Consider the following 21,653-nt stretch of genomic DNA (forward strand, 5'->3'; position numbering starts at 1 on the left):
GAATGAGAAGGAGCTGACACATTGTCGCTCCCTTTTGTCTATTTTTTAAGGAGAAAGTATGCTGATTCAGAAAATAAAAACCTACAAGTGGCAGGCCTTGGCTTCGCTCCTGATGACAGGCTTGATGGTTGCTAGTTCACTTCTGCAACCGCGTTATCTGCAGGAAGTCTTAGACGCCCTCCTTGCTGGAAAATATGAAGCTATTTATAGTATCGGGGCTTGGTTGATTGGTGTGGCCGTAGTCGGTCTGGTTGCTGGTGGTCTCAATGTTGTCCTTGCAGCCTATATTGCCCAAGGAGTTTCATCTGACCTTCGGGAGGATGCCTTCCGTAAAATCCAAACCTTTTCTTATGCTAATATTGAACAATTTAATGCGGGAAATCTAGTCGTTCGCATGACAAATGACATCAACCAGATTCAGAACGTGGTCATGATGACCTTCCAGATTCTTTTCAGACTTCCCCTCTTGTTCATCGGTTCCTTTATCCTGGCGGTTCAAACCCTACCTTCTCTGTGGTGGGTAATTGTTCTCATGGTAATCTTAATTTTTGGCTTGACTGCCGTCATGATGGGAATGATGGGGCCTCGTTTTGCCAAGTTTCAAACCCTTCTTGAACGCATCAATGCCATTGCCAAGGAAAATCTGCGTGGCGTTCGTGTGGTCAAGTCCTTTGTCCAAGAAAAAGAGCAGTTTGCTAAGTTTACGGAAGTTTCAGACGAGCTTCTCGGTCAAAATCTTTACATCGGTTATGCTTTTTCAGTAGTGGAACCTTTCATGATGTTGGTCGGTTATGGGGCGGTATTCCTCTCTATTTGGCTAGTTGCAGGGATGGTTCAGTCGGATCCATCAGTTGTTGGCTCTATTGCTTCCTTTGTTAATTACCTGAGCCAGATTATCTTTACCATTGTTATGGTTGGATTTTTAGGGAATTCTGTCAGCCGTGCCATGATTTCTATGCGTCGTATTCGAGAAATTCTTGACGCAGAGCCAGCTATGACCTTCAAGGATGTGCCAGATGAAGAGTTGGTCGGAAGTCTTAGCTTTGAAAATGTAACCTTTACCTATCCAATGGATAAGGAACCGATGCTGAAAGATGTGAGCTTTACTATTGAATCTGGTCAAATGGTTGGTGTCGTTGGAGCGACTGGTGCAGGGAAGTCAACCTTGGCTCAATTGATTCCACGTCTCTTTGATCCGCAAGAAGGCTCTATTAAAATCGGTGGCAAGGATATTCGAGAAGTGAGTGAAGGAACCCTGCGTAAAACAGTGTCTATCGTTCTCCAACGTGCCATTCTCTTCAGTGGAACGATTGCAGATAACTTGAGACAGGGTAAGGGAGATGCTACTCTATTTGAAATGGAGCGTGCAGCCACTATTGCCCAAGCCAGTGAATTCATTCATCGTATGGAGAAAACCTTTGAAAGTCCAGTTGAGGAACGAGGAACCAACTTCTCAGGTGGACAAAAACAAAGGATGTCGATTGCGCGTGGGATTGTCAGCAATCCACGTATTCTGATTTTTGACGATTCGACCTCGGCCTTGGATGCCAAGTCAGAGCGTCTAGTGCAAGAAGCCTTGAATAAGGACTTGAAGGGAACAACAACCATTATCATCGCGCAAAAGATTAGCTCGGTTGTTCATGCAGATAAAATCTTGGTTCTAGATCAAGGACGATTGATTGGTCAAGGTACGCATGCAGACTTGGTTGCCAACAATGCTGTTTACCGTGAAATCTACGAAACACAGAAAGGAAAGGAGGAGTAAAATGAAGACAGTTCAATTTTTTTGGAATTATTTTAAAGTTTATAAGCTATCATTTGTAGTTGTTATCCTGATGATTGTTCTGGCGACTCTTGCCCAAGCTCTCTTTCCGGTCTTTTCTGGACAAGCAGTGACGCAACTAGTTAATTTAGTCCAAGCTTATCAAGATGGCAATCCAGAACTTGTTTGGCAAAGCCTATCAGGAATCATGGTCAATCTTGGTCTGCTGGTTTTGGTTTTATTTATTTCTAGTGTCATATACATGTGTCTCATGACGCGCGTGATTGCAGAATCGACCAACGAGATGCGCAAAGGTCTTTTTGGTAAGCTTGCTCAGTTGACGGTTTCTTTCTTTGACCGTCGACAAGATGGCGATATCCTGTCTCATTTTACCAGTGATTTGGATAATATCCTCCAAGCCTTTAACGAAAGCTTGATTCAGGTCATGAGCAATATTGTTTTATACATTGGTCTGATTCTTGTCATGTTTTCGAGAAATGTGACGCTGGCTCTTATCACCATTGCCAGCACCCCATTGGCTTTCCTTATGCTGATTTTCATCGTGAAAATGGCACGCAAATACACCAATCTCCAGCAGAAAGAGGTAGGGAAGCTCAACGCCTATATGGATGAGAGTATCTCAGGCCAAAAAGCCGTGATTGTGCAAGGAATTCAAGAGGATATGATGGCAGGATTTCTTGAACAAAATGAGCGCGTACGCAAGGCAACCTTTAAAGGAAGGATGTTCTCAGGAATTCTGTTCCCTGTCATGAATGGGATGAGTCTGGTTAATACAGCCGTCGTTATCTTTGCTGGTTCGGCCGTTCTATTAAACGATAAGACTATTGAAACAAGTACAGCCCTAGGTTTGATTGTGATGTTTGCCCAATTTTCACAGCAGTACTACCAGCCTATTATTCAAGTTGCAGCTAGTTGGGGAAGTCTTCAGTTGGCCTTTACAGGGGCTGAACGGATACAGGAAATGTTTGATGCAGAGGAAGAAATCCGACCTGAAAAGGCTCCAATCTTCACTCAGTTGCAAGAAGGTGTTGAAATCAGTCATATCGATTTTTCATACTTGCCTGATAAACCTATTTTGAAAGATGTCAACATTTCTGCCCCTAAAGGCCAGATGACTGCAGTTGTTGGGCCAACGGGTTCAGGGAAAACCACTATTATGAACCTCATCAATCGCTTTTATGATGTTGATGCTGGCGGTATTTATTTTGATGATAAAGACATTCGTGACTATGATTTAGATAGTCTTAGAAGTAAAGTGGGAATTGTCTTGCAAGATTCCGTTCTTTTTAGCGGAACCATTCGAGACAATATCCGTTTCGGTGTGCCAGATGCCAGTCAGGAAATGGTTGAGTCAGCAGCCAAAGCAAGCCACATTCACGACTATATCGAAAGTTTGCCTGATAAGTACGATACTCTTATTGATGATGAGCAGAGTATCTTCTCGACAGGGCAGAAGCAATTGATTTCCATTGCTCGAACCCTGATGACAGATCCAGAAGTTCTCATTCTCGATGAAGGCACTTCAAACGTAGATACGGTGACAGAAAGCAAGATTCAGCATGCCATGGAGGCAGTTGTAGCAGGCAAAACCAGTTTCGTTATTGCCCACCGCTTGAAAACTATTCTCAATGCTGATCAGATTATTGTCCTTAAAGATGGAGAGGTCATTGAACGTGGTAACCACCATGAACTCTTGAAACTAGGTGGATTCTACTCAGAACTCTATCACAATCAATTTGTTTTTGAATAAGAAAGAAGTTGTCCTATGGGGCAGCTTTTTCTTGTCCATAAAAAATTTTTATCACGGCCTTTAAAAAAACATATTAGACGAAAGACGTTTTGAGTGATAAGATAGGACTATCGTTAATATTCGAAAGGAGAGACATCATGCCTAGAACCGTTGTAGGAGTTGCTGCAAATCTATGTCCCGTAGACACAGAAGGCAAAAACATTCATTCATCTGTATCTTGTAGATTCGCAGAGAGCATTCGTCAAGTCGGTGGTCTCCCTCTAGTCATTCCTGTTGGTGATGAGTCAGTTGTACGCGATTATGTAGAAATGATTGACAAATTGATTTTGACAGGAGGCCAAAATGTTCATCCTCAGTTTTATGGAGAGAAAAAGACCATCGAGAGCGATGATTATAATCTGGTCCGTGATGAATTTGAATTGGCACTCTTGAAAGAAGCACTCCGTCAGAATAAACCAATTATGGCAATCTGTCGCGGTGTCCAACTTGTCAATGTTGCCTTTGGTGGAACCCTCAATCAAGAAATCGAAGGTCACTGGCAAGGACTACCTTTCGGAACATCTCACTCTATTGAGACAGTGGAAGGAAGCGTGGTTGCCAAGCTATTTGGAAAAGAAAGTCAGGTCAATTCCGTCCATCGTCAGAGTATCAAAGAATTGGCATCTAATTTCCGTGTAACTGCTATTGATCCGAGAGATCAAACCATTGAAGCGATTGAATCTATCGACGAACACCGCATTATCGGTTTGCAGTGGCATCCAGAGTTTCTGGTTAATGAAGAAGATGGTAATTTAGAATTATTTGAGTATTTATTGAATGAACTGTAACGACTGGAACATCTAGTCGTTCTTTCTTTTATTTTTTCAAAATTTTTGGAATGTGACATTTTTACGCAAACGTTTGAATTCTGATAAAAATTGGAGAAATTCGACAAAAAAGCTTGAAAAAAACGAAGGTAAGCGTTATGATAGAAAAGAAGAAATATTGGAGGAATAACATGTCACATATTAAATTTGATTATTCAAAAGTTTTAGACAAATTTGTTGCACCACATGAAGTGGAATACATGCAAGCACAAGTTACAGCTGCTGACGAATTGATCCGTAAAGGAACTGGTGCTGGTAGCGACTTCTTGGGATGGTTGGACCTTCCTGAAAACTACGACCGCGAAGAATTTGACCGTATCTTGAAAGCTGCTGAGCAAATTAAGTCAGACAGCGATGTTTTGGTTGTGATCGGTATCGGTGGATCTTACCTTGGTGCCAAAGCAGCAATCGACTTCTTGAACCACCACTTTGCAAACTTGCAAACAAAAGAAGAACGTAAAGCTCCACAAATCCTTTACGCTGGAAACTCAATCTCATCTACTTACCTTGCTGACTTGGTAGAGTACGTAGCTGACAAAGACTTCTCAGTAAACGTGATTTCTAAATCAGGTACAACAACTGAACCAGCGATTGCTTTCCGTGTCTTCAAAGAACTCTTGGTTAAGAAATACGGTCAAGAAGAAGCCAACAAACGTATTTACGCAACAACTGACCGCCAAAAAGGTGCTGTTAAGATTGAAGCAGACGCTAACGGTTGGGAAACATTTGTTGTTCCAGATGATATCGGTGGACGCTTCTCAGTATTGACAGCCGTTGGTTTGCTTCCAATCGCAGCATCAGGAGCTGACATCAAAGCCCTTATGGAAGGTGCGAATGCAGCTCGCAAAGACTACACTTCAGATAAAATCTCTGAAAACGAAGCTTACCAATACGCAGCAGTTCGTAACATCCTTTACCGTAAAGGCTATGCAACTGAGATCTTGGTAAACTACGAGCCATCACTTCAATACTTCTCAGAGTGGTGGAAACAATTGGCTGGTGAGTCAGAAGGAAAAGATCAAAAAGGTATCTACCCAACTTCAGCCAACTTCTCAACTGACTTGCACTCACTTGGTCAATTTATCCAAGAAGGAACTCGTATCATGTTTGAAACAGTTGTCCGTGTTGACAAACCTCGCAAGAACGTGATTATTCCTAGCTTGGAAGAAGACCTTGATGGACTTGGTTACCTTCAAGGAAAAGACGTTGACTTTGTAAACAAAAAAGCGACTGACGGTGTTCTTCTTGCCCACACAGATGGTGACGTACCAAACATGTACGTGACTCTTCCAGAGCAAGATGCTTTCACTCTTGGTTACACTATCTACTTCTTCGAATTGGCTATCGCTCTTTCAGGTTACTTGAATGCTATCAACCCATTTGACCAACCAGGTGTTGAAGCCTATAAGAAAAATATGTTTGCCCTTCTTGGGAAACCTGGATTTGAAGAGCTCGGTGCAGAACTGAATGCACGTCTTTGATTCTCATATATGTTGAGCTAATTCAGAATAAAAAAGATCCACAAGTTCATTTCTTGTGGATTTTTAGTACAAGCCTTTTAATTAGTTTATCATTTTTTTGAACAGTGTAAAAAAGAGTGTCTTAATTCTTTTATGAAAGCGCTGTATAATTGCCTTGTAAATAAAACTTGAGAGGTATCAAAATGAATGATTGGTTAAATATAAAAGGCAAAACAGTTCTTGTGACGGGTGCGTCATCTGGGATCGGTAAGGCAATCGTTGAAGAATTGCTGGAATTAGGTGTCAATGTAGCGAATTTTGACCTTAGCGACAACGATTTGCGTCACCCGAATCTATTATTTGTAAAAGTTGATGTAACTTCTCGCTCTGAAGTAGAAGTAGGAGTCGCTAAAATAGTTGAAAGATTTGGCAATATTGATGCGGTGGTCAACAATGCGGGGATTAATGTCCCTAGATTATTAATTGATGCAGAAAATCCTAAAGGTCCTTACGAGTTAGACGATGAAACGTTTGAAAAAGTAACAATGATTAACCAAAAAGGTCTGTATTTGGTTAGCCAGGCAGTAGGCCGGATTCTGGTTCAAAATAGAAAAGGTGTAATTGTAAACATGGCTTCAGAAGCAGGCTTGGAAGGTTCTGAAGGACAAAGTGCCTATGCTGCCACGAAAGCAGCAGTCTATAGTTACACTCGTTCATGGGCGAAAGAGCTTGGTAAACATGGTGTACGTGTGGTTGGAATTGCTCCAGGAATTATGGAAGCTACGGGTCTTCGAACTCTTTCTTACGAGGAAGCTCTTGCTTATACCCGTGGAAAGACGGTAGAAGATATTCGAGCTGGTTATGCTTCAACTTCAACGACTCCATTGGGACGGAGTGGGAAACTACGGGAAGTAGCTGATCTTGTAGCGTTCTATATTTCAGACCGTTCTAGCTATATAACAGGTGTCACTACAAATATTGCCGGAGGTAAAACTCGCGGTTAAAAAAATGAAGGTGAGGAAGAGAGTTGACCTTAGTAAATCGATGGTATAACATTTTAGAAAAAATGGTCTCACAGCCAACTTATTTCTTGGTAGATATGCGCTCGGAGCTGGATATTAGTATGCAAACCTTGCAAAAGAGTATCCAACAATTAAATGATGTTTTGGCTCCTAATATCCAGATTATCTCACAAGATGATCAATTAATGTTAGAAGTGTATGACTATACAGAGTTGGAAAAGATTTTATCTGGTAGTTTAAAACAGGAGAGTGACTTCAATTCTTCCAGTAAAAGAATCGCCTATTTGCTAAAACGTTTAATTGAGTCAACCTCCCCTCTTCTTATTGACGATTTGGCTGAGGAAGTAGGTGTTAGTAGAAGTACCCTTAATAAGGATTTAAAACAAGTAAAATCTTTGGCAGAGAGTTACTCTATCACTATTTCAGGAAAGCCCAATCGTGGGCTGGAGGTCTTGGGGAGCGAGCTGAATTTGCGCTTGCTCTATATTCACCAAGTGGCTCCTTACTTTGAAGGAAGGACACTCACTGAGGCAACATCTTCTTTTCTGGAGACGCTAGTCCAGGATTATAAAATCCCTAAAGAAACACAGGAGCTCCTTCGAAAGACCCTTTCAATTATGGTGGATCGTATTCATACATCTAGGGTGTTGAATTGTCCTATTCCCTACTATAGGAATGATTTAACAGAGACACATTTGGCTGAGAAATTAATCTATCATATTGAGGTGACTTATAAGATTTCCCTCAGTCAGTTTGAGATAGACTTTTTGTGTTTTCCGTTTAATGTCCGTTTTATTGACACTTTAAGCAAGCCGTCTTATCAATCTGAACAGCTTGCATACATTTTTCAAGGGATTGTCAAGAAAGTCAAAGAAACTATGTTGGTTCACTTTGATGATGAAGAATTATTTGAAGAAATCAAGTCTCATTTAGGGTCCTTAATCAATCGACTGATTTTCCATGTGCAAGCTAATGATATATTTCATGGCGAGGTTCAAACTCAATATCCTTTTGCTTTTGAAATGGCGAAAATTGCTGGAGAAGAACTATCTACAATTTTTGGTTCTGAATTGGAATTATCTGAAATCGGATATCTGGCTTTGTATTTTGAAATGATTTTAAGAAAACAAAATTCTGCTGTTAAGGGTTCTCGCAAGCAGATAGCTGTGGTTTGCACAACAGGAAGAGGAACTGCTGCGATGATTATCCAGCAACTCAGACGAGTCATTGGAAATGATGTAGACATTACTCAGTATTCTGAAGAGGATTTTAATGTGGAATTGAATCAGGACTATTTCGCGATTTTTACGACAGTTCCTCTAAAATATAAAGATTCTAAATCTCCAGTCATTCAAGTTAATCATCTTTTTGATGATCAATGGCTGCAGGAAGAATGGCAGAAAGCCAATGCTTTTCATCAAAAAAATCTAGAAACAGTCAGCTTACGTTTTATTCGATTAAGCCCCCAAAAAACCTATCAGCAATACTTGCTAAATATGTCTGCGGAGTTAGAGAAACTTCAGATGATTGATGAAGGTTTTAGAAATCGGATAATTGATAGGGAGAAAAAGCAATCAACCATTTTTGGTGGAGGAATTGCGTTCCCCCATACAATTAACCAGGGTTATGCAAAGACTATTTTAATGTTCGGAAAACTAGAAGAGCCTTATCAAAAAGGAGATGAATGGATTGAATTTATCTTTCTAGTCGCCATACCCTCAGAAATTGAAAGAAAAATGGAAAGTGAATTGCTGGAATTGTATGACGACATTTTTCGAATTGCAGGAGAGCCTTCTCTAAAAGAAGCATTGAGGGCTGTAGAAACAGAGACAGAGTTTCTATCATTTTCTAAGAGCAAAGGAGTATTTTAATGAATTCGATAATAATTTTCGCTGTATTTGTCATGGCAGCTTATATATTTCAAATGTTCCTCGGCTGGCAGCAACTGAAAGACTTCAATAAGACCTATACGATGCTCCGGAAACTGGGGCGCGTAGCGATTGGCAGGAAATCCGGAAGAATCAAATCCGGTACGATTGTCATGTTCGCGGTTGATGAAAACGGTCGGGTTCTTAAAGCTAGCAAAATGCAAGGAGTCACAATCTTAGCGCGTTTTCAAAATATGGACGATTATGTTGGAGAAGACATCCATTATTTTGACAAGTATAATCCTCTTGTGAGAAAAGAAAATAAGTTGATGCAATCAGCTATAGAAGATGCTAGAAAAGTCTATCTTTGGCATGAGGCAGGTATTGAGAAAGAGACAAGTTCTTCTGATTCTTTTCTGGGATTCGGCTTTTATGCGGCTTACTTACAATTATCTATTAAACAGTTATTTAAAAAAAAATAAGAAAAGGAGTTCCTTATGAATTATATTACAGAATTTGCAGAGAGTTTTATGAAACTCTTCCAATTAGGTGGAGAAACCTTTATTAGCTGGATGACAAATATTGTACCTCTTGTCTTGATGCTATTGATTGCAATGAATACCCTTATCGCTTTCTTGGGAGAAGAGAAGGTCAATTCCCTAGCTAAGATTTCTGCCAAAAATCCTGTTAGCCGGTATATGATTTTACCTTTCATTTCAGCCTTTATGCTGGGGAATCCGATGGCGATTAGTATGGGACGTTTCTTACCAGAATATTATAAACCTAGTTTTGTAGCAGCTCAGATGCAGTTCTGCCATACTTCAAATGGTGTATTCCCGCATATCAATCCTGGGGAGTTGTTTGTATGGGTGGGAATTGCAACAGGAATTCAAAATTTAGGTTTAAGTCAAACGGACTTAGCCATTCGTTACATGCTTGTTGGGATTGTCATGAACTTTGTAGGCGGTTGGGTAACCGATTTTACAACTGCTTATGTAGCAAAACAGCAAGGTGTTACCTTGAGTAAAACATTTGATTGATAGAAAGAGTGAAATTATGTCATATAAGAGTATAAAAGTTGTTAAAGGAAATGGTGGTTTCGGGGGCCCTTTGGTCATTACACCTAGTGAGGCTAAGCATAAATTCATCTATATCACTGGTGGCGGAGAAAAGCCAGATATTGTAGATAAAATTGCTGATTTGACCGGTATGGAAGCTGTTAACGGGTTTAAAACTTCTATCCCAGATGAGGAAATTGCTTTAGCAATCGTAGATTGCGGCGGTACTCTTCGCTGCGGTATTTATCCTAAAAAGGGGATCCCTACAATCAATATTGTCGCTACAGGGAAAAGTGGCCCTCTAGCTCAATATATCACCGAGGAAATCTATGTGTCAGCAGTTGGCCTTAATCAAATTTCTGCTGCTAATGAAGACGAAAAAGCGACAACTGTGGTAACTGAAAAGCCAACTTACGATACTAGTAAAAAAATTACAGAGCAAAAAGCTGAAACAAGTATTGTAGCACGAATTGGGATGGGCGCTGGGAAGGTCGTTGCGACTTTCAACCAGGCTGCTCGTGAAGCCATTCAGACAATGCTCAATACAATCATTCCTTTCATGGCCTTTGTTTCCTTGCTGATTGGGGTTATTCAAGGTTCAGGTGTTGGAAATTGGCTGGCAAAATTAATGGTTCCCCTGGCGGGGAACATCTGGGGGCTCATTTTGATTGGCTTTATCTGTTCCTTGCCATTCCTATCTCCTTTGTTAGGCCCCGGAGCTGTTATCAGTCAGATTATCGGAACCTTAATTGGAGTCGAAATCGGAAAAGGAAATATTCCACCCCAAATGGCTCTACCAGCTATATTTGCTATCAACACCCAAAACGGTTGTGATTTCATCCCTGTAGCACTCGGTCTTTCTGAAGCCAAAGCTGAAACAGTTGAGGTTGGTGTTCCTTCTGTACTTTATTCACGCTTTCTAAATGGTGTTCCGCGGGTGCTAGTAGCTTGGATAGCTAGTATTGGCCTTTATCAGTAGAACTTTGATAGATGCACGTAAACACAGCAACTATTATGTTAAACTTATCTATAAGCATAAGTTTATGACAGATTTGAGAAAGGATGAATAGGAATTAGATGAAGAAAATTTTTGAAGCTAAAGTAATTCAAGTGGGGCTTGAAGCTCAGAATATGATTCAAGACGCTAATATGCTCATTTTATTTGGAGAAGAAGCTCCGGAAGATTTAGCAGAGTATTGTTTTAAAATCGATAACAAAAATCTTCTAGGTGCAATACTAGAAGGTGGAAAGCTGGTCGTAGATAGTCAGGAATATTCGATTACTGCCGTAGGAAATGTAGTAGAAAAAAATTTAACTGGACTGGGGCATATCACGATTTCTTTTGATGGTTCAAAAGAGGGGAGCCTTCCTGGTACACTCCATGTCGCAGCAGACCAAGCAGTAGTACTTGAGAAAGGTTCTACCATTCAGATTTTCGAAGCTGCCTAAGTAAGATAAAATATCTAATTAAGAATACTAGAAAAATAAGAGTCTAAAAACTTGAATCAGAGCCTGGGCAAAAAGTCCAGGCTTTTGAGTCTAAATTTAAAAAAACAGATAACTTAGTGGTTGATTGGCATCTTCCTTCGCTTTGTAAGTCCCAAAGATTGCCTGATCAACTGTGCGGGGGGAGGTGGAAGACGAACTTTTTAACTTGTTTGAAGTTCTTTCCCACTCTCTTTTTTGATAGGAAAAATAATTTATATTATAATATTGTGAAATTTGTCATTGTTTTTCAATGTTTTCGCAATATGACAAATCAACAAAATTTATAAGGAGAAAAGCATGCCAGAATAAGACGGTCAAGGTCAAGCGCAAAGGGCTTGGCAAGTCAATCAAACTAGCCAGCCAGTGCAAGGGAATTTCCAGCAGATGCATCTACAAGGGGTGCCTGAACAGAAGGAAAAGACCAAAAAGGTATCTACCCAACTTCAGCTAACTTCTCAACTGACTTGCACTCATTGGGTCAATTTATCCAAGAAGGAATTCGTATCCTCTTTGAAACAGTTATCCGTGTAGATAAACCTCGCAAAAATGTGCTGATTCCTGAATTGGCAGAAGACTTGGACGGTCTTGGTTACCTTCAAGGAAAAGACGTTGACTTTGTAAACAAAAAAGCGACAGATGGGGTGCTGTTAGCACACACTGATGGTGGAGTTCCAAATATGTTTGTGACACTGCCTGAGCAAGACGCTTTCACTCTTGGTTATACAATCTACTTCTTCGAATTGGCTATCGCTCTTTCAGGTTACTTGAATGCTATCAACCCATTTGACCAACCAGGTGTTGAAGCCTACAAACGTAACATGTTCGCCCTTCTTGGAAAACCAGGATTTGAAGAATTGAGCAAAGAACTTAACGCACGTCTGTAATAATAGAAGAAAAGAGTGGTTTGTCCACTCTTTTTACTCTCTTTATCCATAGAAATTGGACTCAGCCAAGACTTGTGATATAATATAGAGAGCAAAAAGGCAGACGCCTAGAGACTTTATAGGAGAAACTATGTCAAAAGATATCCGCGTACGTTACGCACCAAGTCCAACAGGACTACTACACATCGGGAATGCCCGTACAGCATTGTTTAATTACTTGTATGCGCGCCATCATGGTGGAACATTTCTCATTCGTATCGAAGATACTGACCGTAAACGCCATGTCGAGGATGGTGAACGTTCACAACTTGAAAACCTTCGCTGGTTAGGCATGGATTGGGATGAAAGTCCAGAATCACATGAGAATTATCGCCAGTCTGAGCGTTTGGACTTGTATCAAAAATACATTGCCCAACTATTAGCTGAAGGAAAAGCCTATAAATCTTACGTTACAGAAGAAGAGTTGGCAGCTGAACGCGAACGCCAAGAAGTAGCTGGCGAAACACCACGCTACATCAATGAATACCTTGGTATGAGTGAAGAAGAAAAAGCAGCTTACATCGCAGAACGTGAAGCAGCAGGGATCATCCCAACTGTTCGTTTGGCTGTCAATGAGACAGGTATCTACAAGTGGCATGATATGGTCAAAGGTGATATCGAATTTGAAGGTGGCAATATCGGTGGTGACTGGGTTATCCAAAAGAAAGACGGTTATCCAACATACAACTTTGCCGTTGTCATCGATGACCATGATATGCAGATTTCTCACGTAATCCGTGGAGACGACCACATCGCTAATACACCAAAACAGCTCATGGTTTATGAAGCACTTGGTTGGGAAGCTCCAGAGTTCGGTCACATGACCTTGATTATCAACTCTGAGACTGGTAAGAAGTTATCTAAACGTGATACTAATACACTTCAATTTATAGAAGATTACCGTAAGAAAGGTTACCTTCCAGAAGCAGTTTTTAACTTTATTGCTCTTCTTGGTTGGAACCCAGGTGGCGAAGATGAGATTTTCTCTCGTGAAGAACTCATTAAACTGTTCGATGAAAATCGCCTCAGCAAGTCTCCAGCAGCCTTTGACCAGAAAAAACTAGACTGGATGAGCAATGACTATATCAAGAATGCAGACCTAGAAACTATCTTTGAAATGGCAAAACCATTCCTAGAAGAAGCAGGTCGATTGACTGACAAGGCTGAAAAATTAGTTGAGCTCTATAAACCACAAATGAAATCAGTAGATGAGATTATCCCATTGACAGACCTCTTCTTCTCAGACTTCCCAGAATTAACTGAGGCTGAGAAAGAAGTCATGGCAGGTGAAACAGTCCCAACAGTTCTTGAAGCCTTCAAAGCAAAACTCGAAGTGATGACAGATGATGAATTCGTGACAGAGAATATCTTCCCACAAATTAAAGCAGTCCAAAAGGAAACAGGTATTAAAGGGAAAAATCTTTTCATGCCTATTCGTATCGCAGTTTCAGGTGAAATGCATGGACCAGAATTACCAGATACAATTTTCTTGCTTGGACGTGAAAAATCAATCCAGCATATCGAAAATATGTTAAAGGAAATCTCTAAGTAAGAAGGGTACAATAATGGACATCTGGGAAAAGATGTACGAAGAAGCACAGAAACTATACAATCCACATGAAGTATCAGACTTTGTTTATGCCAATCATGTTGTAGCTGCAGTAGAAGCAGAAGATGGACAAATATTTACAGGTTTCTGTATGGAGGGAACCTGTGGTGTTTTCCATCTCTGTGCAGAACGGGCGGCCCTCTTCAATATGTACCAATTTTCAGGACAAACTAAGGTTAAGAAAGTATTAGCCTTTCGAGATAAAGCACCTTATGGTGGAAGTTCAGGAATGCCCTGTGGCGCTTGCAGAGAATTCCTTTTAGAGTTGAACGCTGAAAATAAAGATGCAGAATTCATGATGGACTACGATACAAGAAAGACAGTGAAAGTCGCAGAACTAATGCCCTATTGGTGGGGAGAAGAACGTGCTTCTAAGTTTAATAATCAATAGAAGAGTCAGTATAATTCTGGCTCTTTTTACTATAATTTGAAAAACTGTACTTGAAAAAATGAAAAAAGTTTAAAAAAGTAGAAAATCTAATTGCTACTGCTATTTCCGGTGGTGTGGCAGGCATTGGTAATTTGGTAAAGAAAAAAGGATTGGCAGTTGCTAAAGCTACTTTAAGTAGGGTAGCTAAAAAAGCTGCTATTCGTTTAGGCATTTATAGCAATCGGTTAGCTGAACTTCTTGAACGTATATTTGATTATATTAACATTTTCTACAATGTAGGTTATGCGGTAGCTCAATGGGTTGATGCTAGGGATGTATATCCAAATAATGGACGGATTAATTTCTGGGCTTAAATCTATGTGTAAGATTTTATTATCTTTGTTTTTGTTTGTTTTCTTATTTCATTTGCTAGAACATTACATTTTTGGATTTGATCAGTTGAGTGTTACCCAATTATTATTATCTTCGATTTTTGTTGCAGGTATCAGAAAAATTGGAGATGAGTCATAAGAGAGAAGGCAGAAGTTAGAGGCTAGCTTCTGCTTTTTTATCTACATTGCTTTACCGGTAAATAAAAAAGTTAAAAATATCACAAAAATACCTAAAGAGCCAATTGAAAAGGCTTGCAATTATATTATAAATAGTACATTTAAAAAACGGAGGAGTGCTTTATGAAAACCTATACTTATGTTAAACCAGGACTTGCTTCTTTTGTTGATGTAGATAAACCAGTTATTCGCAAGCCAACAGACGCTATTGTGCGTATCGTAAAATACTATTTGTGGAACAGACCTCCATATTATCAAAGGGGATGTTCCTGCTTGTCAAAGTGGTACCATTCTTGGCTACGAAGGGATTGGGATTGTTGAAGAAGTTGGGGAAGGAGTTTCTAACTTCAAAAAAGGCGACAAGGACTTGATTTCTTGTGTCTGCGCCTGTGGTAAATGCTACTACTGTAAAAAAGGAATTTATGCCCACTGTGAAGACGAAGGGGCTGGATTTTCGGTCACTTGATTGATGGTATGCAGGCTGAATATCTACGTGTCCCTCATGCAGATAACACTCTTTACCATACTCCAGAAGACTTGTCAGATGAATCCTTGGTTATGCTATCAGACATTCTGCCTACTGGATATGAAATTGGTGTCTTAAAAGGGGAAGTGGAACCTGGTTGTAGCGTAGCTATTATTGGTTCAGGACCAGTTGGATTGGCTGCACTTTTGACAGCTCAATTGATTATGGTAGACCTAGATGATAACCGCTTGGAAACTGCCCTATCATTCGGTGCGACTCATAAGGTTAATTCTTCAGATCCTGAAAAAGCCATTAAAGAAATTTATGATTTGACAGATGGTCGTGGTGTAGATGTTGTTATCGAAGCTGTTGGTATTCCTGCAACATTTGATTTCTGTCAAAAGATTATCGGTGTAGACGGAACAGTTGCCAACTGTGGTGTGCATGGTAAACCAGTTGAATTTGATTTGGACAAGCTTTGGATTCGCAACATCAATGTAACAACTGGTTTGGTATCTACAAATACAACTCCACAATTGTTGAAAGCACTTGAAAGTCATAAGATTGAACCAGAAAAATTGGTAACTCACTATTTCAAACTAAGTGAAATTGAAAAAGCCTATGAAGTCTTCAGTAAGGCAGCAGACCACCATGCCATTAAGGTCATCATCGAAAACGATATTTCTGAAGCCTAGGTAGTAAAAAGATTTTGGAACATAAGCAAATAGAAATTCAGTCATCATAGGATGGCTGGATTTTTTATCAAAAAATTAAGAGATGAGCATATTTCTTTCCTTGTTTAGCGGAATTGGTTATAATATACGGTACAAAGGAATGAATGAATATGTATCGTGTTATAGAAATGTACGGAGATTTTGAACCCTGGTGGTTCTTAGAAGGTTGGGAAGAAGATATTATAGCTAGTAAGAAATTTGACCAGTATTATGATGCTCTCAAATACTACAAAACTTGCTGGTTTAAATTAGAACAAGAATCCCCTCTTTATAAAAGCAGAAGTGACTTGATGACCATTTTTTGGGATCCAGAAGACCAACGCTGGTGTGATGAATGTGATGACTATTTACAACAATACCATTCTTTGGCTCTATTACAGGATGAGCAGGTTATCCCAGATGAAAAACTACGTCCAGGTTATGAAAAGCAAACTGGTAAGGAAAGGCACCGTTCTTGCCGTATGAAATTAAAATAGAGAAAAAGTAACTTTTTGGAGTTACTTTTTTTATTTTTCCAAATCTTTGCGAATAGTATAGGTGAGGAGGTAAGTATGGTTCAAGAAATTGCACAAGAAATCATTCGTTCGGCCCGGAAAAAAGGTGCGCAAGACATTTATTTTGTCCCTAAGTTAGACGCCTATGAGCTTCATATGAGGATAGGAGACGAGCGCTGTAAAATCGGTTGTTATGATTTTGAAAAGTTTGCGGCCGTCATCAGTCACTTTAAGTTTGTGGCGGGTATGAATGTGGGAGAAAAGCGACGTAGCCAACTGGGTTCCTGTGATTATGCCTATGACCAGAAGATGGCATCTCTACGTCTATCTACTGTAGGCGATTATCGAGGACATGAGAGTTTAGTCATTCGCTTGTTGCACGATGAGGAGCAGGACTTGCATTTTTGGTTTCAGGATATTGAAGAACTGGGCAAGCAGTACAGGCGACGTGGTCTCTATCTCTTTGCTGGCCCAGTCGGCAGTGGCAAGACAACCTTGATGCACGAATTGGCTAAATATCTCTTTAAAGGACAGCAAGTTATGTCCATCGAAGATCCTGTCGAAATCAAGCAGGACAACATGCTCCAGTTGCAGTTGAATGAAGCGATTGGGCTTACCTATGAAAATCTGATCAAACTTTCCTTGCGTCATCGACCAGATCTCTTGATTATCGGAGAAATTCGTGACAGCGAGACGGCGCGTGCAGTGGTCAGAGCTAGTTTGACAGGGGCGACAGTCTTTTCAACCATTCATGCCAAGAGTATTCGAGGTGTTTATGAGCGCCTGCTGGAGTTGGGTGTGAGTGAAGAGGAATTGGCAGTCGTTCTGCAGGGAGTCTGCTACCAGAGATTAATCGGGGGAGGAGGAATCGTTGACTTTGCAAACAAAGACTATCAAGAACACCAGCCAACTAGCTGGAATGAACAGATTGACCAGCTTCTTAAAGATGGACATATCACAAGTCTTCAGGCTGAAACGGAAAAAATTAGCTACAGCTAAGCAAAAAAATATCATCACCTTGTTTAACAATCTCTTTTCCAGCGGTTTTCATCTGGTGGAGACCATCTCCTTTTTAGATAGGAGTGCTTTGTTGGACAAGCAGTGTGTGACCCAGATGCGCACGGGCTTGTCTCAGGGGAAATCATTCTCAGAAATGATGGCTAGTTTGGGCTTTTCAAGTGCCATTGTCACTCAGTTATCCCTAGCGGAAGTCCATGGAAATCTCCACCTGAGTTTGGGAAAGATAGAAGAGTATCTAGACAATCTGGCCAAGGTCAAGAAAAAACTAATTGAAGTAGCGACCTATCCCTTGATTTTGCTGGGTTTTCTTCTCTTAATCATGCTGGGACTACGGAACTATCTACTACCACAACTGGATAGTAGTAATATTGCCACCCAAATTATTGGCAATCTGCCACAAATTTTTCTAGGTATGGTAGGGTTTGTTTCCGTACTTGCCCTTTTAGCACTCACTTTCTATAAAAGAAATTCTAAGATGCGTGTCTTTTCTATCTTAGCACGCCTTCCCTTTCTTGGAATTTTTGTGCAGACCTATCTGACAGCCTATTATGCGCGTGAATGGGGGAATATGATTTCGCAGGGAATGGAGCTGACGCAGATTTTTCAAATGATGCAGGAACAAGGTTCCCAGCTCTTTAAAGAAATCGGTCAAGACCTGGCTCAAGCCCTGCAAAATGGCCGAGAATTTTCTCAGACGATAGGAACCTATCCTTTCTTTAAGAAGGAGTTGAGTCTCATCATCGAGTATGGGGAAGTCAAGTCCAAGCTGGGTAGTGAGTTGGAAATCTATGCTGAAAAAACTTGGGAAGCCTTTTTTACCCGAGTCAACCGCACCATGAATTTGGTGCAGCCACTGGTTTTTATCTTTGTGGCACTGATTATCGTTTTACTTTATGCGGCAATGCTCATGCCCATGTATCAAAATATGGAGGTGAATTTTTAAAATGAAAAAAATGATGACATTCTTGAAAAAAGCTAAGGTTAAAGCTTTCACACTTGTGGAGATGTTGGTGGTCTTGCTCATCATCAGCGTACTTCTCTTGCTTTTTGTACCTAATTTGACCAAGCAAAAAGAAGCAGTCAACGACAAAGGAAAAGCTGCTGTTGTTAAGGTGGTGGAAAGTCAGGCAGAGCTTTATAGTTTGAATAAAAATGAAGAGGCTACTCTAAGCAAATTACAAGCAGATGATCGCATCACAGAAGAGCAAGCTAAAGCTTATAAAGAATATCATGCAAAACAAAATAAGACTCAAACGGTCGCGGATTAAGGCCTTTACCATGCTTGAAAGTCTCTTGGTTTTGGGACTTGTGAGTATCCTTGCCTTGGGCTTGTCAGGCTCTGTCCAGTCCACTTTTGCGGCGGTAGAGGAACAGATTTTCTTTATGGAGTTTGAAGAACTCTATCGGGAAACCCAAAAACGCAGTGTAGCTAGTCAACAAAAGACTAGTCTGAACTTAGATGGGCAGACCATTAGCAATGGCAGTCAAAACTTGACAGTTCCTAAAGGAATTCAGGCACCATCAGGCCAAAGTATTACATTTGACCGAGCTGGGGGCAATTCGTCCTTAGCTAAGGTTGAATTTCAGACCAGTAAAGGAGCGATTCGCTATCAATTATATCTAGGAAATGGAAAAATTAAACGCATTAAGGAAACAAAAAATTAGGGCAGTGATTTTACTGGAAGCAGTAGTCGCTCTAGCTATCTTTGCCAGCATTGCGACCCTCCTTTTGGGACAAATTCAAAAAAATAGGCAAGAGGAAGCAAAAATCTTGCAAAAGGAAGAAGTCTTGAGGGTAGCTAAGATGGCCTTGCAGACAGGTCAAAATCAGGTAAACATAAACGGAGTTGAGATTCAGGTGTTTTCTAGTGAAAAGGGATTGGAGGTCTACCATGGTTCAGAACAGTTGTTGGCTATCAAAGAGCCATAAGGTCAAGGCTTTTACCTTATTAGAATCCCTGATTGCCCTCATTGTCATCAGTGGAAGCTTACTCCTCTTTCAAGCCATGAGTCAGCTTCTCATTTCAGAAGTTCGCTACCAGCAACAGAGCGAGCAAAAAGAGTGGCTCTTGTTTGTGGACCAGTTGGAAGCAGAATTAGACCGTTCGCAGTTCGAAAAAGTGGAGGGCAATCGTCTCTATATGAAGCAAGATGGCAAGGACATAGCCATTGGCAAGTCCAGATCAGATGATTTTCGTAAAACAGATTCTAGTGGTCGAGGCTATCAGCCTATGGTTTATGGTCTCAAATCTGCGCAGATTACAGAGGAGAATCAAGTGGTTCGCTTTCGTTTTCAATTCCAAAAAGGCTTAGAAAGGGAGTTCATCTATCGTGTGGAAAAAGAAAAAAGTTAAGGCAGGTGTTCTCCTCTATGCAGTCACCATGGCAGCCATCTTTAGTCTTTTGTTACAATTTTACTTGAACCGACAAGTCGCCCACTATCAAGACTACGCTTTAAATAAAGAAAAGCTGGTCGCTTTTGCCATGGCCAATCGAGCCAAAGATAAGGTTGAGCAAGAAAGTGGGGAACAGACCTTTAATCTGGGTCAGGTGAGCTATCAAAATAAGAAAACAAGCTTGGTGACAAGGGTTCGTACGCCGAAGAGTCAATATGAGTTTCTGTTTCCTTCAGTCAAAATCAAAGAAGAGAAAACAGAGAAAAAGGAAGAGGTAGTGACTGATTCAAGTAATCAAGCAGAGAAGAAAAAATCAGAAGAGAAGGTTGAAAAGAAAGAGAATTCCTAGCCAATCAAGCTACTTTGTGCTAAACTAAAAATATGAGACATGATTTTAACCACAAAGCAGAAACTTTTGATTCCCCTAAAAATATCTTCCTTGCAAACTTGGTTTGTCAAGCAGTCGAGAAACAGATTGATCTTCTATCAGACAAAGAAATTTTGGATGCTTTTTTTGTGAATAATCGGGGTAGATACCTATCCGAATTTTTAAATTTTCCTAGTACAAAGAAGTTGCTAAGGAACATCGCGAAAGGTTCTGTTAATCAATCCAATATAAATGCAAGGAGTAGTAAATGCGAAACAAATTTTAAAATTTTTTAAATTGAAATTTGGCTTTTAACATGAGGGGTCTCCCTTCACCAAATTCGAGTCTGCCTATCCCTTGACTATTCTTTCCTTTTCACAAACGATTCGCTTATTCAATTATAAGTTTACGTTCTCCTAGTCACAGTTCTTGTGCTTGATGGAAAGAATGACACCTATAAATATGCGAGGTAGTGGCTGTATCACTCACTTATTCACCTCCACGTGATTTGTAGTAGTGATAGACTTTCTCACTATTATTATAAAACAAAATAAAGAGCACACCACTTTTTCATTCTGTCTTGTGCCTTGAGTGAAACGAAAGGAATGAATTATAAACATAAAAGTTTAGTATATAGATTATTCCTCTCAAAATATGCAAATAAGCTAGAATACTAAATTTATAGCAGACTTAGTGAAAAGCAGAAACTAGAAATGATACTAGTTTCTGCTTTTCTCCATAATAATTAATTTCCCCTTTTTTCCTTCTAAATCTTTCTTCACAACAAAAAAACCTGAATTTCTATATGCTTTTTGATCCAATATATTTTTTCATTTACAGCCAATACAATATGGTTAATTTCTAATTTTAAAGTTGAGTCTATGAATTCAAATATTTTATTCAGAGCATTAGAACCATATCCTTGATTTCTGAAATTATCATCAATAGAAAATCCTCTAATAAGCGCATAATCATTTTGATAATAGCCATACTCTTTAGGACCAGTGTTTAGGTGTAGGCAAAAAAATCCAATTACTTTATGTTCTTTATTAAGTATTACTATTGGGTATCTATACTTATCTTTTTTAGACTTTTCAATAATATTTTTTGGGGTATCAGTATGTGTAATATCATTTAAAGAATAAGAACTTAAAGAATAAGAACTTAAAGAATGGTAATGGTCAACTTCACTATACAAAGATAATTTCATGATAATTAATTCCTTTCTCTTTATGTAAGATACATAACTAAATAGGACTCTAGGTATGTAGATTTTTTTATGAAACGTCCTATAAAAATCAGATATATTTAGAGTTATTACTTTAGTCCTTTATTTTCATTATTAGACTTCCTGCAAAACTAGAATCCTAGTTCATGATTGATAATACCAGCAATCAAATTCATTCGTAA

The 21,653-nt window shown here is 39.7% G+C and carries 22 protein-coding genes and 3 pseudogenes; 24 read left to right on the forward strand and 1 reads right to left on the reverse strand.

All coding sequences use genetic code 11. From position 1 onward, the window contains the following. Positions 1 to 58: 58 nt before the first annotated feature. The 24 genes and pseudogenes from patA to HT736_RS05285 all read left to right on the forward strand — a co-directional run. Positions 59 to 1,765, forward strand: a complete 1,707-nt coding sequence (gene patA, locus HT736_RS05170) for a multidrug efflux ABC transporter subunit PatA (RefSeq protein WP_054388462.1) — start codon at positions 59 to 61, stop codon at positions 1,763 to 1,765. Between the two features lies 1 nt (position 1,766). Then, the gene (gene patB, locus HT736_RS05175; RefSeq protein WP_054393129.1) at positions 1,767 to 3,533 is read left to right on the forward strand and encodes a multidrug efflux ABC transporter subunit PatB; all 1,767 of its coding nucleotides are present in this window, start codon (positions 1,767 to 1,769) and stop codon (positions 3,531 to 3,533) included. Between the two features lie 137 nt (positions 3,534 to 3,670). Continuing rightward, on the forward strand, positions 3,671 to 4,360 hold the full coding sequence (locus HT736_RS05180) for a gamma-glutamyl-gamma-aminobutyrate hydrolase family protein (protein WP_023934053.1): 690 nt from the start codon (positions 3,671 to 3,673) through the stop codon (positions 4,358 to 4,360). A gap of 170 nt (positions 4,361 to 4,530) precedes the next feature. Then, positions 4,531 to 5,880 carry a glucose-6-phosphate isomerase gene (locus HT736_RS05185; protein WP_023935317.1) on the forward strand — a complete coding sequence of 450 codons (1,350 nt, stop codon included), beginning with the start codon at positions 4,531 to 4,533 and terminating at the stop codon, positions 5,878 to 5,880. Positions 5,881 to 6,062: 182 nt separating this feature from the next. Next, on the forward strand, positions 6,063 to 6,863 hold the full coding sequence (locus HT736_RS05190) for an SDR family oxidoreductase (protein WP_023934055.1): 801 nt from the start codon (positions 6,063 to 6,065) through the stop codon (positions 6,861 to 6,863). 62 nt (positions 6,864 to 6,925) lie between these two features. After that, positions 6,926 to 8,752 (forward strand): PTS sugar transporter subunit IIA, encoded by a 1,827-nt coding sequence (locus HT736_RS05195; protein ID WP_080673552.1) that lies wholly within the window; start codon positions 6,926 to 6,928, stop codon positions 8,750 to 8,752. Then, positions 8,752 to 9,231 (forward strand): transcriptional regulator GutM, encoded by a 480-nt coding sequence (locus HT736_RS05200; protein WP_023934056.1) that lies wholly within the window; start codon positions 8,752 to 8,754, stop codon positions 9,229 to 9,231. The genes HT736_RS05195 and HT736_RS05200 overlap by 1 nt, the downstream gene beginning before the upstream one ends. 15 nt (positions 9,232 to 9,246) lie before the next feature. Then, entirely contained in the window at positions 9,247 to 9,789 is a 543-nt protein-coding gene (locus HT736_RS05205; protein ID WP_023934057.1) for a PTS glucitol/sorbitol transporter subunit IIC, read from the forward strand. 16 nt (positions 9,790 to 9,805) lie between these two features. Then, complete coding sequence (locus tag HT736_RS05210; RefSeq protein WP_020992831.1) at positions 9,806 to 10,786, forward strand: PTS glucitol/sorbitol transporter subunit IIB; 981 nt, start codon at positions 9,806 to 9,808, stop codon at positions 10,784 to 10,786. A gap of 98 nt (positions 10,787 to 10,884) precedes the next feature. Beyond that, complete coding sequence (locus HT736_RS05215; RefSeq protein ID WP_023935311.1) at positions 10,885 to 11,256, forward strand: PTS glucitol/sorbitol transporter subunit IIA; 372 nt, start codon at positions 10,885 to 10,887, stop codon at positions 11,254 to 11,256. A gap of 446 nt (positions 11,257 to 11,702) precedes the next feature. After that, a pseudogene (gene pgi / locus HT736_RS05220) lies at positions 11,703 to 12,179 on the forward strand (glucose-6-phosphate isomerase); the annotation flags it as partial. Between the two features lie 130 nt (positions 12,180 to 12,309). After that, positions 12,310 to 13,770, forward strand: a complete 1,461-nt coding sequence (gene gltX, locus HT736_RS05225) for a glutamate--tRNA ligase (RefSeq protein WP_000031077.1) — start codon at positions 12,310 to 12,312, stop codon at positions 13,768 to 13,770. Between the two features lie 13 nt (positions 13,771 to 13,783). Continuing rightward, on the forward strand, positions 13,784 to 14,218 hold the full coding sequence (locus tag HT736_RS05230; RefSeq protein ID WP_023934276.1) for a cytidine deaminase: 435 nt from the start codon (positions 13,784 to 13,786) through the stop codon (positions 14,216 to 14,218). A 113-nt stretch (positions 14,219 to 14,331) separates the two neighbouring features. Beyond that, a complete protein-coding gene (locus HT736_RS05235) occupies positions 14,332 to 14,571 on the forward strand; it encodes a hypothetical protein (protein ID WP_000907298.1) in 240 nt (79 codons plus the stop codon). Between the two features lie 318 nt (positions 14,572 to 14,889). Further along, positions 14,890 to 15,927 (forward strand): annotated as a pseudogene (locus tag HT736_RS05240) (zinc-dependent alcohol dehydrogenase family protein). Positions 15,928 to 16,076: 149 nt separating this feature from the next. Continuing rightward, positions 16,077 to 16,442: a DUF1033 family protein gene (locus tag HT736_RS05245; protein ID WP_172930802.1), complete on the forward strand. Its 366-nt coding sequence runs from the start codon at positions 16,077 to 16,079 to the stop codon at positions 16,440 to 16,442. A gap of 75 nt (positions 16,443 to 16,517) precedes the next feature. Next, on the forward strand, positions 16,518 to 17,459 hold the full coding sequence (comGA, locus tag HT736_RS05250) for a competence type IV pilus ATPase ComGA (protein ID WP_172930803.1): 942 nt from the start codon (positions 16,518 to 16,520) through the stop codon (positions 17,457 to 17,459). Next, positions 17,407 to 18,423, forward strand: a complete 1,017-nt coding sequence (comGB, locus tag HT736_RS05255; RefSeq protein ID WP_172930804.1) for a competence type IV pilus assembly protein ComGB — start codon at positions 17,407 to 17,409, stop codon at positions 18,421 to 18,423. The genes comGA and comGB overlap by 53 nt, the downstream gene beginning before the upstream one ends. Before the next feature lies 1 nt (position 18,424). Then, positions 18,425 to 18,748 (forward strand): competence type IV pilus major pilin ComGC, encoded by a 324-nt coding sequence (gene comGC, locus HT736_RS05260; protein WP_000738649.1) that lies wholly within the window; start codon positions 18,425 to 18,427, stop codon positions 18,746 to 18,748. Further along, a complete protein-coding gene (gene comGD / locus HT736_RS05265) occupies positions 18,711 to 19,145 on the forward strand; it encodes a competence type IV pilus minor pilin ComGD (protein WP_007284894.1) in 435 nt (144 codons plus the stop codon). Before comGC ends, comGD begins: the two co-directional genes overlap by 38 nt. Then, positions 19,108 to 19,410 carry a competence type IV pilus minor pilin ComGE gene (comGE, locus tag HT736_RS05270; RefSeq protein ID WP_000413380.1) on the forward strand — a complete coding sequence of 101 codons (303 nt, stop codon included), beginning with the start codon at positions 19,108 to 19,110 and terminating at the stop codon, positions 19,408 to 19,410. The genes comGD and comGE overlap by 38 nt, the downstream gene beginning before the upstream one ends. Further along, positions 19,373 to 19,834, forward strand: coding sequence for a competence type IV pilus minor pilin ComGF (gene comGF, locus HT736_RS05275; RefSeq protein ID WP_000250513.1), 462 nt, complete (start codon positions 19,373 to 19,375; stop codon positions 19,832 to 19,834). The genes comGE and comGF overlap by 38 nt, the downstream gene beginning before the upstream one ends. Beyond that, positions 19,812 to 20,225, forward strand: a complete 414-nt coding sequence (gene comGG / locus HT736_RS05280) for a competence type IV pilus minor pilin ComGG (RefSeq protein ID WP_000265633.1) — start codon at positions 19,812 to 19,814, stop codon at positions 20,223 to 20,225. Before comGF ends, comGG begins: the two co-directional genes overlap by 23 nt. Before the next feature lie 32 nt (positions 20,226 to 20,257). Continuing rightward, positions 20,258 to 20,383: pseudogene (locus HT736_RS05285) on the forward strand (SAM-dependent methyltransferase); the annotation flags it as partial. Between the two features lie 638 nt (positions 20,384 to 21,021). Here the strand turns inward: HT736_RS05285 and HT736_RS05290 are convergent. Next, positions 21,022 to 21,453, reverse strand: coding sequence for a GNAT family N-acetyltransferase (locus tag HT736_RS05290; protein WP_240154023.1), 432 nt, complete (start codon positions 21,451 to 21,453; stop codon positions 21,022 to 21,024). Positions 21,454 to 21,653: the final 200 nt, after the last annotated feature.

Source organism: Streptococcus sp. 339 (assembly GCF_013277285.1).
GTDB classification, from domain to species: domain Bacteria; phylum Bacillota; class Bacilli; order Lactobacillales; family Streptococcaceae; genus Streptococcus; species Streptococcus pseudopneumoniae.

Excerpts from the sequence above, each read along its gene's own strand:
- patA (WP_054388462.1), top strand. The coding sequence starts at position 59 with ATGCTGATTCAGAAAATAAAAACCTACAAGTGGCAGGCCTTGGCTTCG.
- patB (WP_054393129.1), top strand. The coding sequence starts at position 1,767 with ATGAAGACAGTTCAATTTTTTTGGAATTATTTTAAAGTTTATAAGCTA.
- HT736_RS05180 (WP_023934053.1), top strand. The coding sequence starts at position 3,671 with ATGCCTAGAACCGTTGTAGGAGTTGCTGCAAATCTATGTCCCGTAGAC.
- HT736_RS05185 (WP_023935317.1), top strand. The coding sequence starts at position 4,531 with ATGTCACATATTAAATTTGATTATTCAAAAGTTTTAGACAAATTTGTT.
- HT736_RS05190 (WP_023934055.1), top strand. The coding sequence starts at position 6,063 with ATGAATGATTGGTTAAATATAAAAGGCAAAACAGTTCTTGTGACGGGT.
- HT736_RS05195 (WP_080673552.1), top strand. The coding sequence starts at position 6,926 with ATGGTCTCACAGCCAACTTATTTCTTGGTAGATATGCGCTCGGAGCTG.
- HT736_RS05200 (WP_023934056.1), top strand. The coding sequence starts at position 8,752 with ATGAATTCGATAATAATTTTCGCTGTATTTGTCATGGCAGCTTATATA.
- HT736_RS05205 (WP_023934057.1), top strand. The coding sequence starts at position 9,247 with ATGAATTATATTACAGAATTTGCAGAGAGTTTTATGAAACTCTTCCAA.
- HT736_RS05210 (WP_020992831.1), top strand. The coding sequence starts at position 9,806 with ATGTCATATAAGAGTATAAAAGTTGTTAAAGGAAATGGTGGTTTCGGG.
- HT736_RS05215 (WP_023935311.1), top strand. The coding sequence starts at position 10,885 with ATGAAGAAAATTTTTGAAGCTAAAGTAATTCAAGTGGGGCTTGAAGCT.
- gltX (WP_000031077.1), top strand. The coding sequence starts at position 12,310 with ATGTCAAAAGATATCCGCGTACGTTACGCACCAAGTCCAACAGGACTA.
- HT736_RS05230 (WP_023934276.1), top strand. The coding sequence starts at position 13,784 with ATGGACATCTGGGAAAAGATGTACGAAGAAGCACAGAAACTATACAAT.
- HT736_RS05245 (WP_172930802.1), top strand. The coding sequence starts at position 16,077 with ATGTATCGTGTTATAGAAATGTACGGAGATTTTGAACCCTGGTGGTTC.
- comGA (WP_172930803.1), top strand. The coding sequence starts at position 16,518 with ATGGTTCAAGAAATTGCACAAGAAATCATTCGTTCGGCCCGGAAAAAA.
- comGB (WP_172930804.1), top strand. The coding sequence starts at position 17,407 with ATGGACATATCACAAGTCTTCAGGCTGAAACGGAAAAAATTAGCTACA.
- comGC (WP_000738649.1), top strand. The coding sequence starts at position 18,425 with ATGAAAAAAATGATGACATTCTTGAAAAAAGCTAAGGTTAAAGCTTTC.
- comGD (WP_007284894.1), top strand. The coding sequence starts at position 18,711 with ATGCAAAACAAAATAAGACTCAAACGGTCGCGGATTAAGGCCTTTACC.
- comGE (WP_000413380.1), top strand. The coding sequence starts at position 19,108 with ATGGAAAAATTAAACGCATTAAGGAAACAAAAAATTAGGGCAGTGATT.
- comGF (WP_000250513.1), top strand. The coding sequence starts at position 19,373 with ATGGTTCAGAACAGTTGTTGGCTATCAAAGAGCCATAAGGTCAAGGCT.
- HT736_RS05290 (WP_240154023.1), bottom strand. The coding sequence starts at position 21,453 with ATGAAATTATCTTTGTATAGTGAAGTTGACCATTACCATTCTTTAAGT.